This window comes from Nitrosospira sp. NpAV (genome assembly GCF_000832065.1).
GTDB lineage: Bacteria > Pseudomonadota > Gammaproteobacteria > Burkholderiales > Nitrosomonadaceae > Nitrosospira.
Genome location: NZ_JXQM01000001.1, coordinates 156,255 through 168,239, shown reverse-complemented (window position 1 = coordinate 168,239; position 11,985 = coordinate 156,255). Strand labels below are relative to the sequence as shown.

Sequence of the window (11,985 nt, the reverse complement as noted above, 5' to 3'; positions counted from 1 at the left end):
CATTGGTGGTAACCTCAGCAAGAGGGGTACAGTGCTTTGCCAGCGCCTCCTGATAAATGGAAACGATCATTCGTTACTGCTCTTATCATTAAAGTATCCCATCCCGCGAAGCCGCAGATGCGGCCTTATGGGACGCCCCGGATGTGATTGCTCGTAAGTTTCCTGGGTATGGCCTAATCCGATTGACATAAATCGTCCCATTGGCCGGAAAAACTGAAATTTTGATGAAGTAGTATTTAAAATGCGTAATAAAAACCGCGACCATAAGCTGGTTATTATAAGAAAACAGGCGAGGAAAAAATCAACATGAAATCTATCTTTATCGCCTTGGTGAGCGTATTTTGCGTCTCTTCCGCTTGGGCCGAAGATTCGGAGCAACTAAAAAACACTCCGTCGCAAAACTCCGTGAAGGGTTCCCGTGAAAGCAGACCATCCGCTGATATATTTCAGTCGACTGGCGGCATCAGCGGACTAAGCGCGCAACCGAATAAAACGATCCCGCCGGCACAAACCTCGAATCAGGTCGCACAGACTGCGGTACCGCTTGCGGGTGCCGTAGAAAAAGAAGTGCCAAATGAAGCACCTGACAAGGACGAAGGGAAAAATAAGGGCAAGGATAAAGTCAACGAAAAAAGCAAGGATGAGCCGGTATCCGACAAGCAAAAGGAAACCGTATTCAAGGAGATGGTAGTGACGGGAGAGGTCGAGCGCGATTCGCATTACACTTCGCCGTCCACTCGCGTCACACGAACCCAGATCGAGCGTCAGAATGCGCAAACGACGGAAGAAGTGCTCAAGTATCAGCCCAGTTTGCAGATAAGACAGCGGTATGTCGGCGATCCCAACGGCGTGCTCGGTATCCGCGGTGCGGATATGTTCTCGACGGCGCGCAATATGGTCTATGCCGATGGTTTGCCGATACACAACTTTTTACAGGCCTCCTTTAATGGTGCGCCACGCTGGTCCATGGTGGGTCCCAATGAAATTGACGCCGTGGATATCGTGTATGGCCCTTTCTCAGCGGAATACAGCGGTAACTCCATCGGTGGCGTAGTAAACATACGAACGCGCATGCCGCGCAAACAGGAATTCTATGTCGAGACCAGCCTCTTCATTCAACCCTACAAGCTTTATGGGCCCGATAAAGGAACGTTTATAGGCGACCGGCAATATGTGTCTTATGGCAACCGGTTTCAAGACAAATTATCGGTATTTCTGGCTTACAATCGATTGGAAGCCCAGAGTCACCCGCAATCCTATTTTATCGACAATACGGGCCTTGGAACTCCCACCAGCGGGCAAACCGTTGTCACCGGCGGTATTCGTACGCCCGACACGCGCGGCACGCCAAGTATCATCTATGGCGATACGGGTCCGGAGAAAGTGAACACTCACTTGTTCAAGGGCAAATTGGGCTATGACATTACTTCCGAGCTCCAGGCGATTTTTACGGTAGCCTATGAGGATCGCACTCGCAACCAGAATCATCCGCGGAATTATTTGCTGGACACGTCCGGGCAAGCATTCTTTGGTGGATCTCAGCCGCCGAATCTGCCTAATGCCGCGTTTAACGGTTCCTCTTTTGATGTGCTAAACAGAGGGTTTGGCTTCAGCTCGGATAAACGCGAAACGTTGAATCTGGGCCTGCAGCTGCGGGGTGCGCTTACCGAAAATTGGCATATCGATACAACCATCAGCAATTTTGACGTTCTCAAGGATACCCGCGCTACGGCGTTCTTCAATCCGAGCGATCCCAACGGGAATGCCACCGGCCAGATTCAGGATTTCAAGAAATTCAGCTGGCTGAATTACGATCTCAAGCTGAGTACTCCCGCAGTGCTTGGCAATCAGAAATGGTCATTTCTGACGGGATATCATTTTGATCAATATAATTTAAGCTTCCGGCAGTACTCGTTGACGGACTACGCGACACTTACGCGCGGCCCCTTGCAGGCTAACAGAAACAACGATGGGCAAACCTCGACCCACGCGATGTTCGCCCAATCCGCCTATCGTTTTTTGCCGGATTGGGATGTTACAGTGGGGGCGCGGCAGGAATGGTGGGGAGCCAGCAAAGGCGTTGTCGGAAGCACGGCGGTACCCGATCGCACCGAATCCGCGCTTTCACCTAAGGTTTCTCTGGGTTATGAGCCAGGACCATGGAAACTCCGTTATTCATTTGGAAGAGCGCATCGGTTTCCAGTGATCGCGGAGCTTTATCAGTCACTGAGTAGCCCGACCCAGATTATCACCGCGAATGCGTTGCTCAGACCGGAGAACGGTGTGCACCACAATTTCATGATCGAGTATACGCTGCCCAGGGGTTATGCCCGCGTGAACGTTTTCCGGGATGACATCAAGGATGCCATCCAGCAGGTGCTAACGGCCTCAGGCATACAGACACAAGCCTCATTCCAGAATATCGATCAGACCAGTACCACCGGGGTTGAGCTGATTTTTGACCAACGTCGAATTATGGGTTCGAAATTTGATTTCATGTTCAACGGCACATGGATGAACGCGAAGGTGGATAAGGGGCCCCTTATCAGTTTTACGGAAACAACCGGGACGCAAGCGAATTTTGATCTTACTGGCAAGCAACGCATCCGTTTACCCCATTGGCGGGCAAACTTCTTTACTACCTACAATGCCACCGAAGCCTGGGATATCTCATTCTCGGGCCGCTATACCAGTGATTCGTTTAATGATCTCGATAACAGGGATCATATAAATAACGTGTTTGGTGCCCAGAGCGATTTCTTCTTCATGGACTTCAAAACCAGCTACCGGTTCAAGTTGCAGAATGGTTTGAAAAGCCGGGTTTCGTTTGGTATAACTAATCTGAATAACGATAAGGCGTTTGTTTTTCATCCTTATCCGCAGCGTACCTATCTTGTTGAGGCCGCGTTTAGTTATTAGAGAGCCTTCTGAACAAATTTACGTTGACCCCCGACTAACCCGGATGCCCTATTCGGAGCTCGATATGTTGCCCCTTGCCGGGGCCGAAGCGGCGAAGATCAGCCAAACAAGTTAACTACTCCATCAAGGCCGACATGATTGATTGAGTAGGTGGCTTTTTCCTGCACGATGGGCTTGGCATGATAGGCGATACTGACGCCAGCCTCTTCGAGCATCTTAAGATCATTCGCGCCATCACCGATGGCGATCACTTGTTCCCGCTTCAATCCAAGTTCCTCACGCACGCGTTTTAGTATATCGGCCTTTCCCTGGGCTCCAATAATTTCACCCAGTACCTTGCCGGTAAGTTTACCCTCCAGGATTTCAAGCGTATTGGCGGCCGCGTAATCAAACCCCAACTTCTTTCTTATTCTATCGGTAAAGAATGTGAATCCCCCCGAAATGACCATTGTTCTGAGGCCTACTGATTGCATCCGTTGCAGCATCTTTTCCGCACCGGGACTTAATCGCACGCGCTCATCATAAACCTGTTGCAGCGCATTTTGGTCCAGTCCTTGCAGTAATGCAGTACGTAGTCTCAAGCTCTCAGCAAAGACGATCTCGCCGCGCATGGTTCTCAGCGTAATGTCGGATACTTGTGGCTTTACACCGTGCATATCGGCGATTTCATCAATGGATTCGATCGCAAGCAGCGTGGAGTCCATATCCATGGCAACCAGGCCAAAATCTCCAAGGGGCATCGAGTTCTCGACAAAAGCGAAGTCCAGTTCGGCATCGGCACAATATTCGGCGATGTGCTCCCGCTGGCTCGCATTTTTCAGCCGGAACGCCTCACTGGTGATGCGTTCGATCTGGCTAGCGCCAGCAAGCTTTGCCAATTCCCTTAAATCATGGTTAGCTACCTCAAGGCCCTGGATAATGAGATTCATGGATGTCAATGACCGTTAAGAAGTTTCTTGTACGAAGGATTATGTTAAGCGCCCCGCTCAACAGAGGGCATGTCTTGTTATTATCATAAGGAAATCTCACTAGCAATTGGAAGTGGATCGCCTGCATAGCAACTTTCCGGGGAAACGCGGAGGCGGCGTGAATGCCGATATTTTAACAGTCCGCATTTTGCCAGCAATCGCGACTCACTTCCATACCTGGTCTCCGAAAAACTGAAGATGATATGCGTATCATCCGTTCAGCATAGTTGCCGACACTCTTAAGAAAGTTCCGTGCCGCGGATTGTTATGGGAACATATGATTATGCATCACCTCTTTCAAAACGAAATGTATAAACAGGTAAAACCATGACTAAACCGCTCATTATCGGAACCCCGCTCAGTCCCGCCGCCACGAAAGTAATGTTGTTAGGCAGCGGTGAGCTCGGCAAGGAAGTCATTATCGCCCTGCAACGCCTGGGCATAGAAACCATCGCCGTCGATCGCTATGCCAACGCACCCGGCCATCAGGTGGCGCACCGCGCGCATGTAGTCAATATGGCGGATGGCGCTGCGCTGCGTAAACTGATAGAACAGGAGCAGCCCCACCTCATTGTGCCGGAAATCGAAGCGATCGATACCGCCATGCTGGTGGAGATCGAACGGATGGGTGTGGCGCGCGTCATTCCCACGGCGCGCGCCGCGCAGCTTACCATGCATCGCGAGGGAATCCGCCGTCTTGCGGCTGAAACGCTGGGCTTGCCGACGTCATCATATGCCTTTGCCAGTGGCCTGAAAGAATTGCGCGCGGCAATTGCAGATGGCATCGGCTACCCTTGTATAGTAAAGCCGGTGATGTCGTCCTCTGGCAAGGGTCAATCGAAAATCAATGGAGCCGGCGAAGTGGAGGCCGCATGGAATGATGCTGGAAGCGGCAGCAGAGTGGATCAGGGACGGGTCATTGTCGAGGGTTTCATCGATTTTGATTACGAAATAACACAGCTTACCGTGCGTGCAGTAAGTGCGAATGGTGACGTGGAAACACATTTTTGCGAACCCATCGGCCATATTCAGATTCATGGCGACTACGTGGAAAGCTGGCAACCGCAGGTAATGCCGCCTCTAGCGTTGCGACGTGCGCGTGACATTGCCGAGAAGATCACCGGTAACCTCGGGGGCCTGGGTATTTTTGGCGTGGAGCTATTTGTTAAAGGTGACCATGTCTGGTTCAGCGAGGTCAGTCCGCGTCCACACGATACCGGCATGGTGACGATGTGCAGTCAGCTTCAGAACCAATTCGAGCTGCATGCCCGCGCTATACTCGGCCTCCCAGTGAATACCGATTTGCGCGTACCCGGCGCGAGTGCCGTGATTTATGGGCAGATGAACCAGGAAGCTATTGCGTTTAGTGGCGTGGACGATGCGTTGCGTGTACCGCAAAGCGACTTGCGACTATTCGGTAAGCCGGAAGCGTTCCTCAATCGCCGCATGGGCGTGGCGCTGGCGAATGGTGTCGATACTGCCGAGGCAAGATTCCGCGCAAAACTTGCAGCCAGCCGGGTGGTGCCCGTAAAAATACCGCTTAAAAGTGGGGCGCTAAGGTAAAGCCCAGGGGTATTACGCCGTTATTATAGGTAGCCCATCAGAATAATGATGCGTATAACATAAAGCTGAACTGTGAAATGAGAACTGCGCGATAATACATCGTGTATTTTAGGTGTTGGAACCAGGAGATAAGGAAGTGAAAGGATTTTCGATAGAGATGGATAAGCTGTATACGCTGCCACAGGTTTCAGCAAGACCGGTGTCATGCTGGATAGCTCTGGTTTTGCTGGGCTTGAACATAACGGGATGCAGCTTTCCCAAATCGCAGCCTCCTGAACTGCCGGTCATTTCCCCAGAGCCCAGCATGAAGGAACAGCAGGAAATCGAACGTCTGCAAAAACTGCTGGTGGAAAAGGAGGTGGAAAAAGAGGCACAGCAACAGGAAATCGAACGTCTGCAAAAGATGCTGGCGGAAAAAGAGGCGCAGATCCGCATTCAGCAGGTCCGGCAGCAGGATCAGGCCAAGACTTTGCAGGAGACAAGCAATCAGGCTGTCCACACCCAGGTCAAGTTGCGGCGGTTGGCCACGCGCCCCGCCGCTGCCTCGACCATCGCGGAGGCTGAGGTTGCCATGGAAAACTTGAAGTCATCCCAATTTACAGAGTCCGAACAGGTGATGCAAAGCCAGGCGCAGCGTTTCCTGAGCGCCGCTGCTGCGTCCTATGCGGAACACAATCATGTCGCGGCCATGGAGTACGCCGCGTATGCTCGTGGATTTATCGATATGATAAAGAATAATCGTACTTTCAAGGTGCCAGATCCGCGCCGGGTGACAACGCCGTTCGACGTGCCCATCCCGTTGCGTGCCGCGACCAACAGCAATCTGCGTCAGAAGCCGATGCTGGGCGCAGCGGTACTTAGTATCATAAAGAAAGATTCCCCCATGACGGCGGAGTCATATCAAGGTGACTGGCTGAGAATTCAGACGGCCGAGGGGCAGTCAGGATGGGTGCTGAACACTTTGGTGGAGGCCCAAGTGGGCAAATAGTATTGCCCGCCACGACGAATACTCAAAATGCTTCGATTTCCTAAGCCCGGGGCTAGGAAACGCAGAATGCTCGATTGCGGCCGGCGTGCTTGGCTTCGTAGAGTGCGCTATCGGCGCGAGCGAATACTGCTGTCGGTGTTATGTCGGCTGACTGGCACTGCACTACACCGATGCTCACCGTTACTGCGATGATTGAATCATTGGCCCTGTAACGCATATTTTCTACCTGAGAGCGGATGCGTTCCGCTGTATTCAATGCCTGGTCCGCTGAAGTTTCCACTAGAATAATAATGAATTCATCGCCGCCATAGCGTGCTGCATAGTCGATACTGCGGATCGACTGGACGAGTATTCTGGCTACCGCTGCCAGGATCTCATCGCCAGTGATATGGCCATACGTGTCGTTGAGCGTTTTAAAGTAGTCGATATCCATCATTAACAACGTAAATTCTCGCTGGGTGCGGTTGAAACGCGCAAGCTCATCGCTGAGGATCGCATCAAGTTTGCTGCGGTTGTATAGACCGGTAAGACTATCCGTTATCGAGAGTGTTTCCAGCACCTGATTCTGCTGCTGCATGGCTTGATTGGCGGCCATGATTTCGGCGTGACTGTGGCGCAACTTGTCCGCCATTTGGTTGAATACCTGTGTGAGATGACCCAGTTCGTCGTTTCGTGTCGCTGCCAGCCGCACCTCAAGATCGCCGCTGGCAATCCTGTCCGCTGCGCCGATCAGCCGTTGCAACGGTCCGACAATCGAACGGCCCATCTGAAAGGCTACTGCTGCCACCACTATAACCAGCGCGCCCACGAGCGCCAGAAACATATCGCGCAGATCCACCCAGGCGCCATAGACCTCGGCACGATCCCGTTCCGCTACGATAGTGACCGGCAGATTTGCGGATACATCGGCGAGTCCGATAACCTCTGGATGTGTCATTCCCCGGAAAACCAAGGATATGCCGGGTTGCTCCTCAAGGCGTCGCAGGACCGACACATCCAGTTGTTTCAGTTTTTTCGAATCAGTCTGGCTGCCGACAAGAATCCTTCCATCCCGATCCAGCAGGAGTACTTCTCCCGGTGGGGATTTTGCGGTGTCTTTTAAGTGGGGTTGCAACATACGCAGGTCAAGCACGGCTACCAATGCACCCATTAATAGGTTGTCATATGATAATACCGGAACCGCAATGCTGAGTGTTGCAGTGGCATATTGCTCATCCCAATGAGGCGGGACGATCACGAGGCCCTCCGTGAGCGAGTGGGGCGGCCAGTCGTTTGGAAGCGTTATGGCTGCGGCTGCTGCCGTTGCCGCACTGCTGGCCACAATCTGCCCGCCTGCATCCACTACCGTCAACTCCAGTAACGTATCGAGCTTTGTCTGGATTGAACGCAGATAGTGCGCCAGCGCCTGCGGATTTTTAGTGGCCGCGTTTGCGCGGATATTCGCTTGCGGACGCGCAATCGCTGATAATCCATCGATGACTGCACTCGAAGTGGATGTTACGCGCACTTCATGGGCGCGTTTATCAATCCAGAGTTCTATTTCGCGGCTGGCATCACTGGTCAGCGTACGAAGCTCACGGGTAACATTGTCGCTGATCTGTACCTCGTTCTGCCGGAACGATAGTAATCCCAGTCCCAATGACGGAATGAGCGTGGCTATGATGGCGAAAACCATTATTTTGCTTTTTATACTTTTTAACCACACCATGTAAATAAATGTTTCTAAAAATGTCAAAATGGGCGGGGATGTCATGCCCGAATGCAGGAGGATTTTCCTTGAAAGCGCTCGAGCACTTGAAATTCTTCAATAAAAACAACATTTATAGCAACTTTCAATGAAATTTGCGCTGGTATTGCATACCAGGATACGATGCAACTCGTAAGCATGATTCATTTTACTGGATTTTCATTTGCTTAACTCAGCGATCAAATTCCTTATCCGTTTTACTCGTTCGGTCACCTCTGCAATTTTGGCCTTTATTTTTAACCGATCCGGACCCGAAAGCTCGTATTCGCGGCTGCGTTGAATGAGTGCAATGATTCTGGCGACATCTACCGGTGGATGGGGGATAAATTGCACCTGGATGTAGTCAACGCCGGCTTCTACCCGGCTGATTCCCAATGGCTTGGCGGCAATACGCAGGTGATGGCAGTCCAATAATGCTCTGACAGGATCGGGCATCAAGCCGAAGCGGTCTATCAATTCACCTTGCATGTCATCCAGCTGTTCATCATTTGAGCAATTGGCCAACCGTTTATACAGTACCAGGCGCTCATGCACGTCGCTACAGTAGTCGTCCGGCAACAAGGCCGGCACATGCAGATTAATTTCGGTCGCGACGCCTAGGGGATGCTGGATATCGGGCTCTTTGCCCTCTTTCAACGATCGAATGGCGGCATCCAGCATGGTGGTGTAGAGATTGAAGCCAATTTCCTGCATTTCGCCGCTTTGGGATTCGCCCAGTACTTCGCCCGCACCGCGGATTTCCAGATCATGCATGGCGAGGTAAAACCCAGCTCCCAGTTCTTCCATAGTTTGAATGGCTTCAAGGCGCTTTCTCGCTTGTGCGCCAAGCGCCTCTTCTTCTGGTACTAAAAGATAGGCATAGGCTTGGTGGTGCGAGCGGCCTACCCGTCCGCGCAACTGATGCAATTGGGCAAGGCCGAATCTGTCCGCGCGATTGATGATGATGGTATTGGCAGTGGGAATGTCAATGCCGGTCTCGATGATGGTGGTGCAAAGCAGCAGATTGAAGCGCTGTTGATAGAAATCCTTCATCACATGCTCCAGCTCGCGTTCGCGCATCTGTCCGTGGGCGATCTGTATACGTGCTTCCGGCAACAATCGGGCAAGCTTGTCATGCATCGGCTGAATAGTGCCTATTTCATTGTGCAGAAAATATATCTGGCCGCCACGTTTTAATTCTCGTAGACACGCTTCACGGATGACGCCCTCGGAAAGCCGGTTGACAAAGGTTTTGATTGCAAGCCGCCGCTGGGGTGCGGTGGCGATCACGGAAAAGTCGCGCAACCCCTCCAGTGACATTGCAAGCGTACGGGGGATGGGCGTCGCGGTAAGTGTCAGTACATCGACCTCAGCACGTAGATTTTTCAGCTGTTCCTTCTGGCGCACCCCAAAACGATGTTCCTCGTCTATGATGACCAGCCCCAGGTTTTTAAATTTCACTCCTTTCTGAATCAGTTTATGGGTGCCGATAACAATGTCCATTTGTCCGCTGGCCAGTCCCGTCAATGCTTGTGCCTGCTCCTTAACCGAACGGAAGCGTGACAGCTCGGCAATTTTTATTGGCCACTCGTCTGCAATCAGACTGAAGCGATCGGAGAAATTCTGAAAGTGCTGCTCGGCCAGCAGCGTGGTAGGTACCAGTACCGCTACTTGCTTGCCATCGGCAACGGCGACGAAGGCAGCGCGCAACGCCACTTCCGTTTTACCAAAACCTACGTCGCCACAGATCAACCGGTCCATCGGTTTACCCGAAGTCAGGTCCTCGATCACCGACTCGATCGCGGCCGCTTGATCCGGTGTTTCCTCGAAGCCGAAGCCTTCGACAAAAGCTTCATAATCATGTTGCCTGAAAGCAAATGCATGACCCAGGCGAGCGGCACGTTGAGCATACAGATTGAGCAGTTCCGCGGCGGTATCCCGCACCTGCTGCATCGCTTTGCGCTTGGCTTTGTCCCATTGACCGCTGCCGAGTTTATGCAGCGGTGCGGCTTCCGGCGCCGCCCCACTGTACCGCCCGATAAGATGCAGTTGCGAAACCGGTACGTAAAGTTTGTCTCCGCCCTCGTATTCGAGCGACAAAAACTCTGTTACGCCTTCTCCAGCATCCATGCTTACCAGGCCAAGGTACCGGCCGATGCCATGCTGTTCATGTACCACCGGATCACCGGGCTTGATTTCGGAAAGATCGCGCAGCATTGCATCACCCACCGCGGTAGCTTTGCGCGAATCGCGTTCACGGCGGCCATGCAGATGCCTTGCATAGAGTTCGTTTTCGGTGATGAAGGCCATGCCTTCAGCGGAGAGTATGAAACCGCTATGCAATGGCGCAACGCTAAGCATGAAAGGCTGGGTACTCGCCAGGAATTGCGCATAACTGTCGCAAATATCCGGAGATAACCCATATTGCTTCAAGTGGTCCAGCATCAGCTCTCGTCTACCAAGGCTTTCCGCCAGCAGCAATGTTCGTCCAGAAGATGATTTGAAGCTGGCGGTGAATTCCGGAATGAACCTGGCAAGTTGCTCGGCAGGATTACCAGCACGGCGGTCGATCTGCAGGGGTGGCAGCGAACGGGTCAAATTTTGGACATCGGGATTCACGCTTCGTGCTTCGGATGGGATTTCAACACGAGGATAAGGCTTTAGCGCACCAAAAAAAGCCTCTGTTGGGACAAACAATTCTGCCGGCGGCAGTAGCGGCCGGTCATGGTCGCCACGTAACAATTGATAGCGCGATTGCGTGTCGCGCCAGAAGTTCTCGACTGCGGGGTAGATATCATGGTGGAGACATAGCGGCATCGTTTGTGGCAAGTAGTCGAACAATGTCGCGGTATGGGCGAAAAACAGCGGCAAGTAATATTCGATGCCCGGAGGCGCGACACCTTTGCTTATATCCTTGTAAATTCGGCTTCTTGACGGATCACCCTCGAATTTTTCGCGGAAATTGCTTCGAAAACAAGTGCGACCTTCTTCGTCAAAAGGGAATTCACGCGCGGGTAATAATCGTATTTCGCTGACGGGATAGACGCTTCTCTGCGTATCCACGTCGAATGTGCGGATGGACTCGATTTCGTTATCCAGCAAATCAATGCGGTAAGGAAGCGGACTGCCCGTCGGGAACAGATCAATCAGGCCGCCGCGCAAACTGTATTCCCCTGGTGATAGCACTTGAGTGACATGTGTATAACCCGCCAGAGTCATCTGACCGCGTAGCGCGCTTAGATTGAGCGTTTCTCCCCGCTTAAGAAAGAAGGTGTGCGCAGCGAGATATTCTAGCGGAGGCATGCGATATAGCGCGGTAGTGACGGGTACAATCAATATATCGCAAGCGCCACTCATGATCTGATAAAGCGTGGCTAACCGTTCGGAAACCAAGTCATGGTGGGGTGAGAAGGTATCATACGGCAGTGTTTCCCAATCCGGCAGCAGATGAGTTCTCAGTGCGGGTGAAAAAAAAGGCATTTCTTCCAGCAATCTTTGCGCGGCAAGTGCGCTCGCCGTAATAATCGCTATCGGTTTTGCCTGCTGCGCCAGTTGTGCGAGCGCGAGTGCATCACAGGAGCCGTCAAAATGAGGATAGCGAATGATTGATCTGGGCGCAGGTAGCGGCAGCTTAAGGGGCATTTGCGGGTATTATGGTCTATTGTCTATGGGCAGCGAATGATAAACGCCCTCGGTCCACATTGAAAAGAAATTTATGTATCAGTTATCAGCACCCGGCATTCGGTACAGCTGGTTGACTATTGCAGAAAAAGTAGCGCTACCGTTCGTCCGGTTCAACAGGCTGATCAGGGGACGAGGGA

At 52.1% G+C, this 11,985-nt stretch carries 6 protein-coding genes; 3 read left to right on the top strand and 3 right to left on the bottom strand.

What is annotated here, in order from left to right; all coding sequences use genetic code 11:
- The first annotated feature begins 306 nt into the window (after positions 1–306).
- Positions 307–2,919 (top strand): TonB-dependent receptor, encoded by a 2,613-nt coding sequence (locus tag SQ11_RS00675; RefSeq protein ID WP_041512206.1) that lies wholly within the window; start codon positions 307–309, stop codon positions 2,917–2,919.
- A 98-nt stretch (positions 2,920–3,017) separates the two neighbouring features.
- Here SQ11_RS00675 and serB read toward each other — a convergent pair whose 3' ends face one another.
- Positions 3,018–3,848 carry a phosphoserine phosphatase SerB gene (gene serB, locus SQ11_RS00670; RefSeq protein ID WP_041512205.1) on the bottom strand — a complete coding sequence of 277 codons (831 nt, stop codon included), beginning with the start codon at positions 3,846–3,848 and terminating at the stop codon, positions 3,018–3,020.
- A 366-nt stretch (positions 3,849–4,214) separates the two neighbouring features.
- Here serB and purT point away from each other — a divergent pair, with 366 nt between their 5' ends.
- Both purT and SQ11_RS00660 read left to right on the top strand, forming a co-directional pair.
- Entirely contained in the window at positions 4,215–5,450 is a 1,236-nt protein-coding gene (gene purT / locus SQ11_RS00665; protein ID WP_041512204.1) for a formate-dependent phosphoribosylglycinamide formyltransferase, read from the top strand.
- Positions 5,451–5,586: 136 nt separating this feature from the next.
- Positions 5,587–6,438 (top strand): SH3 domain-containing protein, encoded by an 852-nt coding sequence (locus SQ11_RS00660; RefSeq protein WP_232297839.1) that lies wholly within the window; start codon positions 5,587–5,589, stop codon positions 6,436–6,438.
- Positions 6,439–6,490: 52 nt separating this feature from the next.
- On the opposite strand, the gene SQ11_RS00655 is transcribed toward SQ11_RS00660, so the two are convergent.
- On the bottom strand, positions 6,491–8,113 hold the full coding sequence (locus SQ11_RS00655) for a diguanylate cyclase (RefSeq protein WP_041512462.1): 1,623 nt from the start codon (positions 8,111–8,113) through the stop codon (positions 6,491–6,493).
- A 231-nt stretch (positions 8,114–8,344) separates the two neighbouring features.
- Positions 8,345–11,806, bottom strand: a complete 3,462-nt coding sequence (gene mfd / locus SQ11_RS00650; protein ID WP_041512203.1) for a transcription-repair coupling factor — start codon at positions 11,804–11,806, stop codon at positions 8,345–8,347.
- Between the last annotated feature and the right edge of the window lie 179 nt (positions 11,807–11,985).